Origin of the sequence: Paenibacillus guangzhouensis, assembly GCF_009363075.1 — a bacterium.
Lineage (GTDB): Bacteria > Bacillota > Bacilli > Paenibacillales > Paenibacillaceae > Paenibacillus_K > Paenibacillus_K guangzhouensis.
Window position 1 is genome coordinate 272,363 of record NZ_CP045293.1, and the last position, 14,395, is coordinate 286,757.

The 14,395-nt window shown below is 42.0% G+C and carries 23 protein-coding genes; 22 read left to right on the forward strand and 1 reads right to left on the reverse strand.

The annotated features are described in order from the left end of the window. Positions 1–403 precede the first annotated feature (403 nt). The 22 genes from GCU39_RS01265 to GCU39_RS01365 all read left to right on the forward strand — a co-directional run bounded on the left by GCU39_RS01265 (position 404) and on the right by GCU39_RS01365 (position 13,423). Complete coding sequence (locus GCU39_RS01265; RefSeq protein ID WP_152391839.1) at positions 404–1,357, forward strand: hypothetical protein; 954 nt, start codon at positions 404–406, stop codon at positions 1,355–1,357. 79 nt (positions 1,358–1,436) lie between these two features. Further along, positions 1,437–1,688 carry a hypothetical protein gene (locus GCU39_RS01270; RefSeq protein ID WP_152391840.1) on the forward strand — a complete coding sequence of 84 codons (252 nt, stop codon included), beginning with the start codon at positions 1,437–1,439 and terminating at the stop codon, positions 1,686–1,688. Positions 1,689–1,806: 118 nt separating this feature from the next. Then, positions 1,807–2,133 (forward strand): hypothetical protein, encoded by a 327-nt coding sequence (locus GCU39_RS01275; RefSeq protein WP_152391841.1) that lies wholly within the window; start codon positions 1,807–1,809, stop codon positions 2,131–2,133. 69 nt (positions 2,134–2,202) lie between these two features. Then, the gene (comI, locus tag GCU39_RS31710; protein WP_019639195.1) at positions 2,203–2,298 is read left to right on the forward strand and encodes a competence inhibitor ComI; all 96 of its coding nucleotides are present in this window, start codon (positions 2,203–2,205) and stop codon (positions 2,296–2,298) included. Positions 2,299–2,627: 329 nt separating this feature from the next. Beyond that, positions 2,628–3,260 carry a lysozyme inhibitor LprI family protein gene (locus tag GCU39_RS01280; protein ID WP_152391842.1) on the forward strand — a complete coding sequence of 211 codons (633 nt, stop codon included), beginning with the start codon at positions 2,628–2,630 and terminating at the stop codon, positions 3,258–3,260. Between the two features lie 77 nt (positions 3,261–3,337). Further along, positions 3,338–3,853, forward strand: coding sequence for a hypothetical protein (locus GCU39_RS01285; protein WP_152391843.1), 516 nt, complete (start codon positions 3,338–3,340; stop codon positions 3,851–3,853). Between the two features lie 82 nt (positions 3,854–3,935). Next, positions 3,936–4,331 carry a VOC family protein gene (locus GCU39_RS01290; protein WP_152391844.1) on the forward strand — a complete coding sequence of 132 codons (396 nt, stop codon included), beginning with the start codon at positions 3,936–3,938 and terminating at the stop codon, positions 4,329–4,331. A 49-nt stretch (positions 4,332–4,380) separates the two neighbouring features. Continuing rightward, a complete protein-coding gene (locus GCU39_RS01295; protein WP_152391845.1) occupies positions 4,381–4,734 on the forward strand; it encodes an acylphosphatase in 354 nt (117 codons plus the stop codon). A 77-nt stretch (positions 4,735–4,811) separates the two neighbouring features. Then, positions 4,812–5,261 carry a GNAT family N-acetyltransferase gene (locus tag GCU39_RS01300; protein WP_152391846.1) on the forward strand — a complete coding sequence of 150 codons (450 nt, stop codon included), beginning with the start codon at positions 4,812–4,814 and terminating at the stop codon, positions 5,259–5,261. 32 nt (positions 5,262–5,293) lie between these two features. Beyond that, positions 5,294–6,043, forward strand: coding sequence for a class I SAM-dependent methyltransferase (locus GCU39_RS01305; protein ID WP_227793593.1), 750 nt, complete (start codon positions 5,294–5,296; stop codon positions 6,041–6,043). A gap of 36 nt (positions 6,044–6,079) precedes the next feature. After that, entirely contained in the window at positions 6,080–6,697 is a 618-nt protein-coding gene (locus GCU39_RS01310; protein ID WP_152391848.1) for an HAD family hydrolase, read from the forward strand. 46 nt (positions 6,698–6,743) lie between these two features. Continuing rightward, a complete protein-coding gene (locus GCU39_RS01315; protein WP_152391849.1) occupies positions 6,744–7,178 on the forward strand; it encodes a hypothetical protein in 435 nt (144 codons plus the stop codon). A gap of 38 nt (positions 7,179–7,216) precedes the next feature. Next, positions 7,217–7,741, forward strand: a complete 525-nt coding sequence (locus GCU39_RS01320) for a GrpB family protein (RefSeq protein WP_152391850.1) — start codon at positions 7,217–7,219, stop codon at positions 7,739–7,741. Positions 7,742–7,757: 16 nt separating this feature from the next. Then, positions 7,758–8,177, forward strand: a complete 420-nt coding sequence (gene fosB, locus GCU39_RS01325; protein WP_152391851.1) for a metallothiol transferase FosB — start codon at positions 7,758–7,760, stop codon at positions 8,175–8,177. 130 nt (positions 8,178–8,307) lie between these two features. After that, on the forward strand, positions 8,308–8,691 hold the full coding sequence (locus GCU39_RS01330) for a VOC family protein (RefSeq protein ID WP_152391852.1): 384 nt from the start codon (positions 8,308–8,310) through the stop codon (positions 8,689–8,691). A gap of 237 nt (positions 8,692–8,928) precedes the next feature. Next, positions 8,929–9,498, forward strand: coding sequence for a GNAT family N-acetyltransferase (locus tag GCU39_RS01335; RefSeq protein WP_152391853.1), 570 nt, complete (start codon positions 8,929–8,931; stop codon positions 9,496–9,498). Positions 9,499–9,531: 33 nt separating this feature from the next. Continuing rightward, the gene (locus GCU39_RS01340; protein WP_152391854.1) at positions 9,532–10,095 is read left to right on the forward strand and encodes a YdcF family protein; all 564 of its coding nucleotides are present in this window, start codon (positions 9,532–9,534) and stop codon (positions 10,093–10,095) included. A gap of 41 nt (positions 10,096–10,136) precedes the next feature. Then, entirely contained in the window at positions 10,137–10,592 is a 456-nt protein-coding gene (locus GCU39_RS01345) for an 8-oxo-dGTP diphosphatase (protein WP_152391855.1), read from the forward strand. 49 nt (positions 10,593–10,641) lie between these two features. After that, entirely contained in the window at positions 10,642–11,184 is a 543-nt protein-coding gene (locus GCU39_RS01350) for a GNAT family N-acetyltransferase (RefSeq protein ID WP_152391856.1), read from the forward strand. Between the two features lie 77 nt (positions 11,185–11,261). After that, positions 11,262–11,720 (forward strand): putative immunity protein, encoded by a 459-nt coding sequence (locus GCU39_RS01355; RefSeq protein WP_152391857.1) that lies wholly within the window; start codon positions 11,262–11,264, stop codon positions 11,718–11,720. A 64-nt stretch (positions 11,721–11,784) separates the two neighbouring features. Next, positions 11,785–12,393: a dienelactone hydrolase family protein gene (locus GCU39_RS01360; protein WP_152391858.1), complete on the forward strand. Its 609-nt coding sequence runs from the start codon at positions 11,785–11,787 to the stop codon at positions 12,391–12,393. Next, positions 12,374–13,423 carry a hypothetical protein gene (locus GCU39_RS01365; RefSeq protein WP_152391859.1) on the forward strand — a complete coding sequence of 350 codons (1,050 nt, stop codon included), beginning with the start codon at positions 12,374–12,376 and terminating at the stop codon, positions 13,421–13,423. Before GCU39_RS01360 ends, GCU39_RS01365 begins: the two co-directional genes overlap by 20 nt. An 83-nt stretch (positions 13,424–13,506) precedes the next feature. Here GCU39_RS01365 and GCU39_RS01370 read toward each other — a convergent pair whose 3' ends face one another. Beyond that, positions 13,507–14,283 carry a sporulation protein gene (locus tag GCU39_RS01370; protein WP_152391860.1) on the reverse strand — a complete coding sequence of 259 codons (777 nt, stop codon included), beginning with the start codon at positions 14,281–14,283 and terminating at the stop codon, positions 13,507–13,509. Between the last annotated feature and the right edge of the window lie 112 nt (positions 14,284–14,395).

Below are 14,395 nucleotides of genomic sequence, written 5' to 3' on the forward strand. Positions count from 1 at the left end.
GGTGCTATTTTAATAACTTGCTCTGGTCCGGCGAAGTGCTAGATCAATTAATAGACATTTATAAAGAGCGCTATCTTGCCTTAGAAAGTATCGTAACATGTGCAATAAAATCAGATGAAAAAAATTTAATCAAATATACACATTGGAAAGTTTAATTTAAAGGAATTTATAAAGCAAATTGAAAGATGGAAGCAGAGAAATGGTGTGAATTAAGCAACGAATGCAGGGACATCTTATAACATAATGTTCACGCATCGGTCATACGCTCTCGGTCCTGCACAAGAAGTTAAGAGAAGTAGGAAGCAGTCGGACACCCAGCATTTCGCTGGGTGTCGTGAATACAGAGACGTTAAATTAAAGTCAAAGAGCATAGATAAGATAGAATCCATTAGAGGTGATTATATTGAGTGAACCTAAAATTCCAGAAGCTTATAGTATTGAATTCGAAGATATTATAGATGCTGAAAAAGCATATGAACTTTATTGGGATGGTGAGATAAGTGATAAAAGAGCCTTTGAATGTAAAAATGAAAATTGTGAAGCTCTTATAACCTGCGCTAATATAGATAAAGAGCGTGTTCTAATGAAGAAAAAGCCTTATTTCTTATTAGTTGGAGAACACACTTGTACCCCCGTAAGTAAAATAGAGGAGAATAAGGTATTAGTTTCGGATGAGCACGCTGAAAGCAGGAAGTATATAGATGATGGGAATGATATCTTATTAACAATTGAAGAAAGAAAAGAAAAGGAAAACAGAGAGAAGCAAATTAAAACTGCTGATATTGACAATGCTGATAGAAAAAGAAAGAAAAAATCAGAGAGTTCATCTAAAGGGAAAAGATATTCGGAGTATAAAACAATTGCTCCAATTGTTTCTAAATATTTGAATTATTCAGATAATAATTTGCTGCATACGAAAAAAATAATTACAAATAGCGAAAAAATATTGTACGGAGACTTTTTTGTCGAATTGGATGGTTATAATTGTGATTACTTTATAAATGATAGTCGTATTTATTTTGGTGACGGTGTTGTTAAAAGAGCACCCAAGGACCCCAATGAATATATAGTTGAGTTTAATAATGTAAATTTCAGAGGATTAGTTAGGCGTCCATCAATTTATATAGGTAGTAGTTTGCTTGATGATAAGTCACGAAAAATCAATTGGAGTAAGAAGTTGAAATTATACTCAGAAAATGATATAGAAATCAAAGTTTTTGTTTATGGTAAATTAAAGTTAAAAGAAAAATTATACTATGAAGAAGATAAAAAGACGATAAAGAATAAATATTATAGTATAAATATTTTTCTTGACAAAAATGATTTGAGGTTTTGGGATATTAGAGAAGTTGAATAATTGATTCATTAATTTGTAAACTGTACTTAGACCTTCAGATAACACAGTAGTTCCCGCCATTTTACGGATGGAAGTGAACATGCCACAACTAAATCAAGGAGAGATTAAAGTTGAATACAATGTGGATGTCTCTTCAAGTCAAATGCCAGTTATAAGAGACTTTCTTTATCATTACGATAGCTATAAAGAGCTTCGTCCATTAAGTAATGGAGCAGATCCATCTAAATCATTTATTGACTACATATTAACACTCAATACCTTCAAGTATCGAATCAATGGTGTATGGTTTTTGGTAGTGAAAAGACTAACCCACCTCATTGGAAATACATAGTATTGAATGACAGTGATCGAATTGAAATTATCAGCAAAGCAAAGATGGATGAAGCCACTTGGACGAAATATTGGAGAGAGGTTACTAGCTTTCGCAATAGCCATTCAGCGCACAAGAGTTGAACTACTTAGAAATAGTACCTTATCTAGATAAAGCTTACAACCTTGCACTTGTTTATAATGAATGGATTAGAGAATTTATATATCCAGATATTTTAGAAGATCCATTACTTATAGATTTGGTATCCGAGTACAGAATAATGGCCAAAGAACTTATTGAAAAAGTTAAGAGTGTATTTTGGGAGCTCAGGAAGTGTAGCACACATAATATTCACGCATCGGGGCCCTCGGTCCGGCAGAGGAATTACGGGGAAGCTGAAGCAATAGAAATGTCCGACAACCGATTCAGCATAAAACAATATAGGAACGCTTGTACGCAGGTTTAAATAAAGGTAAAATATAACTACAATTGAATCTTGGGTGGGCATGGTTTCCCTTCGGGAGGAGGTGAAGCCATGGAAGTGAAAGATGCATTAACGATCATGTTCCTCTTTGGAACGTTCATTCTTGCTCTTTTAACATACATCAATAATAACAACAAGAGAAAGTAAAAACCCACCCAAAGGTTGAGGCCAGAGGTGGGTTTTGTTCCTATACGACTTAGAAGGGAATAAACCATCCAAGCCAATTGTACTGACCAAGTGTTCGCAGCACTTGGTCTTTATTACATATATAATAACACAATGAAATAAATGTATCAAAGCGTGAAATAAAATTCACAGGAAGTGATAAGCGGAGAAGTGAATTAGCGAACAACCTACGAGGCTAAGCTTCGGAAACGGCGCATTCGCGCCTTAAGCCTATCGGGTTCGTAGATACAAGAACGTTATGCGCGATTACGCTAGATAATAAATATTTCAACTAATAAGGGAGTTGCAGGATGAAAATCACAAAATTACTTTTAGTACTAGCCATTATAATCTTAATTACTGCTTGCCGAAATGAGGTAGCTGAAAAATCAGCATATAACACAGATATAACATCCAAGAATGATGATAAACGAGTTTCCTCTCAGATCCAATCAACATCCTTTCCTGAGGTCAAAAACCAAAATGACTCAGATACGATTTTTGGTTCATATGACATTTCTAATGAATTTTCAGAATTGATGAATTCAAATCCAATTGATAAAGATTATGATAAAGAATTTAATGAATTCGACAATTCAACCGAGTTCTCAACAACAGGATGGATTCAATTTGAAGCAAAATATGAAGATATTTGGGATAAAGAGTTAAATTGGATTTATAATAAATTGCTATCTAAATTGAACACAAAACAAAAAAAGTTACTCATTGAAGCTCAAAAGGGTTGGTTACAGAATCATTTAAAAGAAACAGAATTTATGGTAAGTACATTTCAAGATGATTCAGAATATAACATTGGTTCACAAGGGCTAGTGAACATTGAAATAGCAATCAAGAATAGATTAAGAGATCGAACCATACAACTGTATGAATATTTTTTTATGCTAGGTGGGGAAACGGAATTTTTATATAAAGGCAAGAGTTAGGATGAAAGTAACTAAGAAAGGACTTTATCGTGAAGGGTAGATATTTCAGAAATGAGCATCACTAATTCGATCATAAAGTGGCTATTGGTGGTAGAAAGGTTGGAAATGAAGTGGTTGTGTACTGGATAAGTTTATTGTTATTCACCTCACTCGGAGGTTTTATTTTCTGGATTCTTCTCTACAAAATCGTATGGGAAACTTGGAGAACGCGAAAAACTAATCCACGGAAAAAGAGAATCAAAAAGGTAATCAAGCGGACATTCTTCGGCAAAGTAAAACATGTCCTCGGTATCGGATTATCTTATGTTTTCATGATCGTTATATTTATTGGTATACCTTTCTTCTGTTTCTACCAGGCAGTTCCAACTTGGTTAGACCTACCTGCTGTACTTACAGGTAACTATGCTGAGGTGACAGGTCATATAACGAACAGTACCACGGTTGAGATGTCAGGTAAGTCATGGGGTTACCCATACTATGCTTATATTGATGGAGAATTCTATAATTCTCTAGTATCACTGGATTCTTTTGAGGATCAAATGATTACTGTGAATTATCTACCTCACACGAAAGTAATTGTGGACATGCCGTAACTACGCTTAGCCTATTTTATATGAAGTATGTGAAGGGAACCATGTATTGAAAGTTTGAAAATGAGGGAGGCAATATTAAACCATGAAAAGCCCTATTATGAGCCGGGTAGATACTATTTTTATACATGTAACAAATCTAAAGGAATCTGTAAAATGGTATTCAACACTCTTGGGAATCGAATTCAATGAGGATAATCCATGTGAAGGTCCGATTCATACTTTTCCTATGGGTGAGAATAGACCTGGACTGACATTAGACAATCATTGTTTTGATGAAGAAGAATATAAATTTAATCCATCCAATCAGCCATTATTTAATCTAAGCACGGAAGATATCGATGAAGCTTATGAATTTGTTAAGCGTATGGGAGCAGAGTTTGTGACAGAAATTGCGAGGTACCCGGATCTATCTGATTTTTCTTTCAAAGACCCTGATGGGAACATTTTGATGATCTGTTCATGTATAACGGAGAATTAGTACTGATCTCGAGTTCGTAGATAGAACAAGGGAGGAGACTTGTGAAGGGATGAGTGTTTTTAAGAAATTAAGAAATGATTATGTAATCTGGCATGCCAATCGTATAAAGCTTCCAGATGTTACATCGAACGTTACTGTCAGAAAAAAAGTGATTTTTGCTGGTAGGGTACAAAAGGTAGGATTTCGCTTAGAAGTACATCGTCTTGCTCAAAGAATGGGATTAACGGGCTGGGTAAGAAATTTGGAAGATGGAAGTGTTGAAGCAGAAATACAAGGAGAGGCGTTGTATATTGATTTTTTGGTAAATTGTATGAAGTCATTGAAACGAGCCTGTGTAAAGAATATGACGCTAGTAGAGCTGCCTAATCGAGAGGGAGAGGAAGACTTTACGATATTGAAATAAAGGATTGCATTACTAATACATACATAAGAAAGCTAATAATTAACACAATGTATACCCAGTTCATGGAGGTGTGTTTCATGTTAACACTAGAACGTGCAATAGCAAATGATGCGCATAAGCTTACTGAGATACAGAAGGCTAGCTTCGACGAGGAGTCAAAACAATTTAATAATAGCGAAGCTGGTGGTCCGTCAGGATATGATTCTATAAGCTTTCAAGCAGAGATGATGCAAATTTGCGAATATTTCAAGGTGCTTTTTCATGGAGAAATTATAGGAGGAGCCTTAATATTTATCGAAAACAACCAAGTACATAATCTAGGAAGAATTTTTATTGACCCTAAGTATCAGAATCAAGGTTTAGGTATGAAGGTCATGAAAGAAATTGAACGTAGCTTCCCGAATAGTACGAAATGGTGGCTTGATACACCTAGCTGGAGTGTCAAGAATCATCACTTCTATACAAAATGCGGATTTACTAAGGTTGGAGAAGAAGGCGACCTATATATTTTTGAGAAGATTTTATAGCTAGTGAGAAAGGGATGAGGGAATTGAAAAATATGACATATGAAAAAGCTTTGTTATATGATCAATATCGGCTGCCGTACTCCAAAGAGGCATGCACTTTTATTATCCATGCAGCAAATGCAAGTCAGGGGAATGTGGCAGATATTGGGGCAGGTACCGGACTCCTAACTCGACACTTTGTCGGAAATGTACGGAAGATCTATGCCATCGAACCTGAGCAGGAAATGCGAAGAGTTGCTTGTGAGATGATTGGATCAAGAGATGATATCGAATATATAGATGGTACAGCAGAGAATACGCAATTACCAGATCGGTCTGTTGATTTAATCGTTGTAGCAAATGCGTATCACAGATTCGAACCAGAGCATACGATTCAAGAGTTTAAGAGAATTATGAGACCTGGTGCTATGTTAGCTATATTTTCATATCATGATGATACTGGATTTTTAAGCGACACGATGGAAATATGCAGAGAAGGCGCTTATAGGAACAGACTTAGTAACACAAGACACACAAAACCAGTAACTTATTTCTATGGAGAGGCAGCGCCAAGCAGGTATGTTTTTCAACAAGAACATGAAGAATCATGGGAAGAATACTGGGGAGCTGTCGTATCAGGTATGGAATCACCGAATGAGAGTGAAGCATGGTTCGAGGAATTCAAAGAGGCACATCACAAGAGATTCAGGGGATTGGAAAGGAATGGAGTAATCAAGGTGAATTACAGTACAGAAGTATGGTTGGGCAAACCGGAATACAAAGATGTTAGAGGCCAAGCGTAACGGAAAAAATGAGCACGTAAAAGCAAAGGAGAAACTATGTACAAGACGATTATTTTTGATGTTGATGGAACGCTTATTAATACAGAACAAGCAGTTCTCCATTCGCTGCAGAAGATGCTTCACGTAGACTATAACAAATCCGTGGAATTAGATGACCTAACTTTTGTGCTGGGCATTCCCGGCTCAAGGTCTTTACCTCAGTTAGGAATTTCAGATATCGATAAAGCCAATGAGCGTTGGAATTATTTTATGAAAGATTATTTTAATACCATTGAGGTGTTTGAAGGAATATTCGACCTAGTCAATCATTTACGGGACAAAAACATCAATCAAGGCATCGTTACCTCGAAGACGAAAGAGGAGCTGAAGTGTGATTTCGAACCGTTTGGACTGATGCCGTATTTAACGCATATTGTCTGTGCAGATGATACGGAATTCCATAAGCCGCATCCTGAACCATTGTTGAAGTTTCTGGAGATCGCCGATGCTAAAGCTGAACAGTCAATCTATATCGGGGATACCGTGTATGATTACGAATGTGCTAGAGATGCGGGAGTCGACTTTGCGTTAGCGCTGTGGGGTTGTAAGAATCATCAGAACATCGAGGCGAAATACAAATTGGAGACACCGTTAGATCTTATTAAATTCATCTGAAGATTACAGGATTTCGCCATGATGTGATGCTAGGGGGCATGATCCGGTGAAAGGTGTTATTGGAGTCTTGGCAATATACATCGTATATATTATTGCAGGCCTGTTAATGGGTTCGTGGCCTTTGAAGTATAGCAAGGCGAGTGGCGATGTTATTATATTTATAGTTACTAATTCTATTTTGTTTGTAATTCTGTACTTCTCTGCGAGGATCATTAATAAGTATAAAGGCCGGATTGGTGTATTCGTGCTTATTCTTTGGATGATCATTTCCACAGCTTACGGGATTTTTCAGATGGAGCGGGATTTTGATTTATACATATCAGGGCACTGGAACAATTGGTTTCGATGGGACTTTCTCTTATGGGAAATTGCTGTACCGCTTTACGTAGGCATACCGCAGTTGATTTATATTTTTACGCATTATTTCATTCGGGCGATTATTGAGGCGCTGAATCATCATAAGGTGGAAAGCTCATCGTGATTTGAAAGACTCACCAATCCCCAAAAAAGGAGACCCCCATGCTCGGACTACCCAAAGGACAGGTATTCATCATCCCATGGACAGAACAATGGATAGTGGCTTACGAAGCGGAGAGCCGTATTATTCGAGACACACTGCAAGCGTTTCATGTCACGGTCCATCATATTGGCAGTACGGCAATTCGAGGCCTCAGCGCCAAACCGATTATTGATATCGCGATCGAAATTGATCATTTTGAGGATAGTTCATTATGTGCGGCGAAGCTGGAGGAACTCGGATATCGATATCTCGGTACGAACATCCTGCCGGAGAGACATTATTTGAACAAAGGCGAACCAAGGACGCATCAGATCCATATGTACGAGAAAGACAATCGTTACTTGAAGGATCAGCTGTTATTTAGGAATTATTTGAACGTGCATGAGGAAGCTCGGACAGCCTATCAAGACCTTAAGATGCAGCTGTCGGAAAAATACAAGTCAGACAAACACGCTTATGCCGACGCGAAAACGGCGTTTGTTCGTGACATTCTTGCGATAGCAAGGAACAAGGAAGAACGGTAAAGGATGTTGAGTACCCATGCAAATCCAAGGCATTAACCATTTTTGTTTCTCGGTATCTGACCTCGACCAATCCATTGCATTTTATGAGCGCGTATTTGACGCCAAGCTGCTAGTCACAGGCAGAACGCTGGCTTACTTTGAACTGAATGGCTTGTGGATTGCCTTAAATGAAGAGAAAGATACCCCAAGACCTCCCTTGAGTACATATACGCATATCGCGTTTACGGTTTTGGAGGAAGAGTTCGATCATTGGGTGGATCGGCTGGTTCAACTCAACGTTCATATTTTACCCGGCAGGACAAGGGATGAACGGGACCGAAAATCTGTTTATTTCACGGACCCGGATGGACACAAATTCGAGTTTCATACCGGTGGGCTTAACGACAGATTGGCGTACTATCGCCAGGATAAGAAACATATGGAGTTTCAGGATTGAAAATTATATCCTTCCCAAAGGAATCTGCAATGCAGGTTCCTTTTACTATAAGCATTCACGGCTTGACTTGGTTGAATTTAGCATCCAAGATAATAAAAGTAAGAGATTTACATAGAAAGTAGGGATTCTGATGGGCAAAGGCTTCTCTCACTGCCTGCAAATCTTTCCGACGCCGGATCTTCATAAAACCACCGCATATTATGAGACACTTGGATTCCGAGCGGTCTACTATCTCGAATCCTCTGAGCCGCATGTCTGTCTCTATCGGGATGCGATCGAAATCGTGCTGACGAAATCGAAGCAGGAGACGATTGTGCCGAATCGCGTGATGCACGGTTATGGGTATGACGGTTATTTTATTGCGGAGAAGCAACGGGAATTGGAGCAAGAATTTATGCATTTAGGCATCAACATTGTTCGTTCACTCGGGACGACGGATTATAACAATCGTGAATTCGTGTTCGATGACGTGGATGGCCGGTGGATTGCGGTGGGCAATAAGAATGGGACTTAAGATTGATCCTACATAGCGAGGTGAATACCGTGGAAGCGAAGATGGTAACACTCCCCCTTTTTCATGTCATTGGATTTAGGGTTATGAAGAGTGGATTCCTGCATCAGGTTGCGAACCGAAGAATTATGATTTTGAAGTCTGGGATGATCGCTACGCACCAGATAGTCCGGACAATAAGATCGATATATTCATAGCTTTGAAATGATAGATAAACAACAGAAAGGAACATGAACCACCATGCAACCGATCCATTACTTCACCGAGATTAAATCGCTAGTACAGGTTACCGCGGAAGAGATATTGTCATTAGGCGATTTTGGATACATATCCAACCAGAAATACGAAGTGAAAAAAGAGGAGTCCTTGCAATCCTGCGCGATCATGCTCCAACTCGTTGATCTTGACGAGCCCTATGTGAAGCAAGATTTGATCGAAGCAGATGACTTGAATCGTTATCAAGATCTCATCAAGCAAGGGTATTCGTTAGGGCTCTACGTCGATCACAAGCTCATCGCGCTGGCGATTGCGGAGGCTCAGACATGGAACAATACGCTCCTGCTATGGTATTTGCATGTTCACGAGGATCATAGAAGGCAGAGATACGGGCACGCCCTGCTAAGTAAAATGATTGAACTCGCACAGGGGAGCGGCTTCCGTGCACTTACGCTGGAGGCGCAGAATACGAATGTTCCGGCTATTCATTTCTACAAATCACTTGGATTTGAGATCGAAGGGATCGATCTATCGCTCTATAACTTAGGCGAAGACAATGAAGAGGTCGCTCTTTTTCTCAGAAAGAAGTTCTGAGTCAGAGATCCGAGCCAAGGGGAGGGAAGAACGATGTATCCTTTTGATTGTATTACGGATTTCATGTTTTTCGAGACGAGGATCGAGCCCGCGGATCTGATCCTAATTCCTGGCGGCAGTCATCCTCAGCTCATGGAACGGGCTGCGGAACTATATCATCAAGGCTTGGCACCTTATCTATTACCATCTGGAGGTGCAACCGCGCATGTCACCACAACGGAATGGGCGTTCCTGCGAGATGTCGGATTACAGTTAGGTGTTCCAGAGCAAGCGATTTTGCGGGAGGACCAAGCAAGGAATACGTTCGATAATGCAAGATTTTCATGGCAAGTCATCCAAGAGCACGGTTTGCAGCCCAAGAAGGTCATCTTAGTCTGTAAATCTTACCACGCAAGGCGCGCCTTACTGACTTACCAGACGGTGTTCCCAATGGATGTTACGATCTGCGTGAGTCCCGTTACCGACAAAACAGGCATCACCAAAGAGAACTGGTTCTTGGAAGATTCCACAATTAGAATCGTGATGAATGAGCTCACGAAGGTGGGGCGGTATTTTGCCCATCATATTCCGAACTGGGTTAATTCGAAGCGTGAATAACGTTATTCCACCACGTCAAAACACAAAAGGAAGTACTATGAATGTCTAACGTTGAAATGACGAACATGTGCATGATTTATGATCCAGAGACGAACAAAGTCCTTGTACAGGAGCGAATCAAATCATGGAAAGGCATTGCCTTTCCGGGAGGACATATCGAGGACGGGGAGAGCATTATCGATTCTACGATCCGGGAGATCCATGAGGAGACGGGATTAACAATATCGAATCTGGAGCTGTGCGGAATCGTCTATTGGTATAACGATGCGACGGGCGATAAATATCTCGTGTTCAGCTATCGCACCCAAGTATTCAGCGGTCAGTTATTGGACGAGACAGAGGAAGGCCGTCTTTTCTGGGTGGACAAGGATGAACTGGCTTCTCTTCCGCTTGCAGAGGGTTTGAAGGAGCGTCTGCCGCTGTTTTTAGAGAACCAATATTCCGAAGGCTTCGGAATCTGGAATGAGCATCGGAAGACGGAAATGAAATGGCAGTAGAATGAATTTTTTATTTTAATTCGATTAACGCGAAAGCGAGGAGACAATCATGGATTTTCCGATTTTGGAGACCAGACGATTAAAGCTTAGACAACTGCGGCTGGATGACGCACCTGATCTGTACGATTATTTCTCTCAAGATAAAGTAACGACGTACTACGATTTAGATCGCTTCACGGAGCTGAAGCAAGCCGAGGATCTCATCCAAATGTGGATCGATAATTTCGACAGCCAGCGGAGCATTCGGTGGGGGATTACCCTGAAATCGGAAGATCGCGTGATTGGCACTTGCGGTTTTCACAAATGGTCGCAGAAGCACCATCGAGCGGAGATCGGCTACGAATTATCTCCTGCATACTGGCGTCAAGGGTATATGGGTGAAGTTGTGGATGCGGTCGTTCGTTATGGATTTCATGGGTTTGACTTGCATCGGATTGAAGCGCAAATTTTTCAAGCCAATATTGGTTCGAGAAAAGTGCTAGAGAAGATCGGGTTCCAAGAAGAAGGCGTATTACAGGACTACTTCTATCTGAAAGATCAATATGTGGATGCTGTTATTTTCGCGATGTGTAAGAGTGGAAAATGGGCATAAGAAACGCCGTAAGCGCATTAATTATTCAGGATAGCATTAGCGAAATACCGTCGACAGCGTAAGGAGGTAGCGAGAGTATGGAGCGGGTCAAATTTAGGGATTCGAAGCGGAGTAAAGCGATAGCGGATCTGGCAAAACAGACGGATCATCGGCTGCTTGCACGTTGGGCGACAGATTGCGCGGAGCATGTCCTTTCACTATTCGAGGCGCATTGCCCGGGGGACAACCGACCTCGTGAAGCGATTGAAGCTGGCCGGGCTTGGGTTCGCGGCGAGATCCCAATGGTCGAGGCTCGTGCTGCTGCATTCGCGTCTCATACCGCGGCGCGGGATATCGAGCACCCTGCAGCCTGCGCCGCAGCGCGTGCCGCGGGTCATGCATCAGCTACCGCACATGTTGCGGGCCATGCCGTTCATGCTGCTACGTATGCGGCCAAGGCAGCCGCGTATGCCGCTGATGATCCTTCAGAGACGAGCAGCAGCATCGCCAAGGAACGGGATTGGCAGTACCAACGATTGCTCGATCTACAACAATAGGCGCCACCGCTGCTCTTCGATATGATGATTTAAACGGAGAAGAATGGAGATTTCTATCTTGAACATGAACAAGCCAAATAACACACTCGTCATCCTCCTTCACGAAATTTACGGGGTCAACGATCATATGCAATATTACCGGGATCAATGGCTCCAAGAAGGCGTGGACGTGCTTACCCCGGATTTACTGCATGGTCGCGTGTTTTCTTATGCGCAAGACGAACAAGCATACCAATACTTCGTGAACGAGATTGGATTCGAACAGGCAGCGGAGGAAGTGAGGAAAATCATACTTACTCATCGGGCGAACTATGACCGAATCTTCCTGATGGGCTTCAGCATTGGCGCGACCTTGGCTTGGATGAACAGTGCTAGCGGAGTCGACGGTATGATTGGATTCTATGGTTCGAGAATACGGAATTACGCAGATCTTGTGCCGGGATGCCAGGCCCTATTGTTCTTTGCGAGCCAAGAGAAATCCTTCGACGTGTCGGCTTTAGCGGACCAACTGCACGGCAAGACGAACACAATAACCGAGGTGATCCAAGGCGAACATGGCTTCATGAACCCGTTCCACCACGCGTATCTACCTGATGAATCGAAGCAATGCATGATGAAGAGCATGAATTATATTCTTGAGGAGGTAGCAGCCATTGGGGTCAATCCATCATAAAGCAGTGTTAGACAATTATCATTTTAGCGGCTTAGAGGCATCACAGATTGGAGCACTTCTGTCAGCCCTTAGGTACTACAATGTTCCAGTTACGGCATCTTGGATATATGGTATGACAGGGATGGCTTTTCTTCTCGTGCATGATCACGATTTCAAGAAGCCGAATGCAGGACCGCCGGAACCGCAGATTTTCAAGCTGGCGCGCAACCTGGGGTTGGAGATTGAAGGGATTCATACCTATGCTGAGAACGAGTCATTCAGAACATTACAGCAAGAGATGTGGCAACATGCACAGACCGCGATTCATAAGGGCTATCCTGTGTTTGCCAAAAACCTCGATATTCGCAATCAAACCTCCCTCGTCTATGGCGTGGATGCAGAGGGATATTACACGCATTCATGGCATTGCGGCGAAGGGCATGAGAACTGGGATGACGTCATTCCATGGCATCGACTCGGACAAGCGTATTGCCCATGTCGATACTGCCTTACAAGAAGGGAGACGTCGGGTTACATCGAGGAAGAACGAGGATTGATTTCTTTACATGCCGCGAAATTCATCCAACCAGCCGAACCTTTGGCGGCGCTAAGAGATGCTCTTCACTTCGTCCTAAGCTTGAATCAGCAAGGCGTCTTACATTGGCAGCACCACACGTACTATATTGGCGAACAAGCTTACGAGGGCTGGATTCAAGCGCTTGAACGAGATGAGATTACGAAGTATGAATTTAGTCTTACCATCGAACCACTAGCGGATGCAAGAAAGCATGCCGTGAGTTTCATCAGCGAATGGAGGGATCTAGGGTTAGGTCTTTCTTCAGAATTGCTTGATGCAGCGGTGGAGAAGTATGCCAAGATTGCAGCGAGCTATCAACGTTTGGTGCAGAAATACCCTTATGAGCAGCCGAGTGAATTCATGACAGCTACAGAGCGACTAGCATGTGTCGACATCCTACGATCTCTGCTGCATGATGAGAAACAGGCGCTAGACATCCTCGTATTGCTATATGAACAGATTCAAGCACGTTGATACGATCTTTCAGCCCATTCGATACGAGTATGAGATAGAGAAAGACAGTCGATCCCACGTGGGACTGACTGTCTTCGGAATCGTTATCGTGCTTGCTGCTGAATAATGGCAGCGAGCTCTTGTGCTATAACTTGTGGACCTTGATCAAGTTCAGTCTCCGTGAAATAGACGCGGACGAGACGCTCATCCATATCGAGGGCTTGCTCGAACAGCCCCGTAAGACCGCGTGCTTTGCGATCGATTTCGATCAATACATTAACGCCGTTATGATCGACTTTCATAATAAGTTCGAGCTCTTTCACGCGATTAGCGAAGGACGAACCAGGCAAGAATTCGAATTCCTGCACGAACGGCACGCCGCGGCCCAGTCTGGAGTGGTATTCGCACGAGGAAGAACGGAAGCGGAATCCAAGCGATTGCACGGCTTGGAATATGACATCCATATAAGGATGCGGACGCACTTCAATTCCGTCGTTATCGGTTGGATCAATGGCCACATCAATATCTAGTCCTGTATGCAGCCATACGGGCTGGCCGTTATAGGTGACAGGCGTTTCGAGCGGTAGCGGGAATGAGAAAGGAATCTCCATAGTCTCACCGCCTCGAATCGTCATCTTTCCTGATACATTAAATTTGGCAAGGGAATAGTGTTCTGTTACCTTGTTATCCCCGGATTCACGCACATAACGTGTCATTAATTGCAGGTAAATTCGATCGATCTCTTGATCCACCTGTCCTCCCGTGACGCGTACAACGCCGCGAACATCCTCACCTGGTACATAAGACACCTCCTCTAGCAGTGTGTCTACTTCTGCGGCACCGATACCGACCTTTGCTAACATTTTATTAAAAAAAGACATGTGGAAAAGCCCTCCCTTTACAACTTGAAATATGATACATACGCATGCGAAAGTAAGGGGTTTCATTTTTGCGAAATACTTCTTTATGTATGTGGCTTTAATTAGGAAAAGC

Excerpts from the sequence above, each read along its gene's own strand:
- GCU39_RS01270 (WP_152391840.1), top strand. The coding sequence starts at position 1,437 with ATGCCACAACTAAATCAAGGAGAGATTAAAGTTGAATACAATGTGGAT.
- comI (WP_019639195.1), top strand. The coding sequence starts at position 2,203 with ATGGAAGTGAAAGATGCATTAACGATCATGTTCCTCTTTGGAACGTTC.
- GCU39_RS01280 (WP_152391842.1), top strand. The coding sequence starts at position 2,628 with ATGAAAATCACAAAATTACTTTTAGTACTAGCCATTATAATCTTAATT.
- GCU39_RS01290 (WP_152391844.1), top strand. The coding sequence starts at position 3,936 with ATGAAAAGCCCTATTATGAGCCGGGTAGATACTATTTTTATACATGTA.
- GCU39_RS01295 (WP_152391845.1), top strand. The coding sequence starts at position 4,381 with ATGAGTGTTTTTAAGAAATTAAGAAATGATTATGTAATCTGGCATGCC.
- GCU39_RS01300 (WP_152391846.1), top strand. The coding sequence starts at position 4,812 with ATGTTAACACTAGAACGTGCAATAGCAAATGATGCGCATAAGCTTACT.
- GCU39_RS01305 (WP_227793593.1), top strand. The coding sequence starts at position 5,294 with ATGACATATGAAAAAGCTTTGTTATATGATCAATATCGGCTGCCGTAC.
- GCU39_RS01310 (WP_152391848.1), top strand. The coding sequence starts at position 6,080 with ATGTACAAGACGATTATTTTTGATGTTGATGGAACGCTTATTAATACA.
- GCU39_RS01320 (WP_152391850.1), top strand. The coding sequence starts at position 7,217 with ATGCTCGGACTACCCAAAGGACAGGTATTCATCATCCCATGGACAGAA.
- fosB (WP_152391851.1), top strand. The coding sequence starts at position 7,758 with ATGCAAATCCAAGGCATTAACCATTTTTGTTTCTCGGTATCTGACCTC.
- GCU39_RS01330 (WP_152391852.1), top strand. The coding sequence starts at position 8,308 with ATGGGCAAAGGCTTCTCTCACTGCCTGCAAATCTTTCCGACGCCGGAT.
- GCU39_RS01335 (WP_152391853.1), top strand. The coding sequence starts at position 8,929 with ATGCAACCGATCCATTACTTCACCGAGATTAAATCGCTAGTACAGGTT.
- GCU39_RS01340 (WP_152391854.1), top strand. The coding sequence starts at position 9,532 with ATGTATCCTTTTGATTGTATTACGGATTTCATGTTTTTCGAGACGAGG.
- GCU39_RS01345 (WP_152391855.1), top strand. The coding sequence starts at position 10,137 with ATGTCTAACGTTGAAATGACGAACATGTGCATGATTTATGATCCAGAG.
- GCU39_RS01350 (WP_152391856.1), top strand. The coding sequence starts at position 10,642 with ATGGATTTTCCGATTTTGGAGACCAGACGATTAAAGCTTAGACAACTG.
- GCU39_RS01355 (WP_152391857.1), top strand. The coding sequence starts at position 11,262 with ATGGAGCGGGTCAAATTTAGGGATTCGAAGCGGAGTAAAGCGATAGCG.
- GCU39_RS01360 (WP_152391858.1), top strand. The coding sequence starts at position 11,785 with ATGAACAAGCCAAATAACACACTCGTCATCCTCCTTCACGAAATTTAC.
- GCU39_RS01370 (WP_152391860.1), bottom strand. The coding sequence starts at position 14,283 with ATGTCTTTTTTTAATAAAATGTTAGCAAAGGTCGGTATCGGTGCCGCA.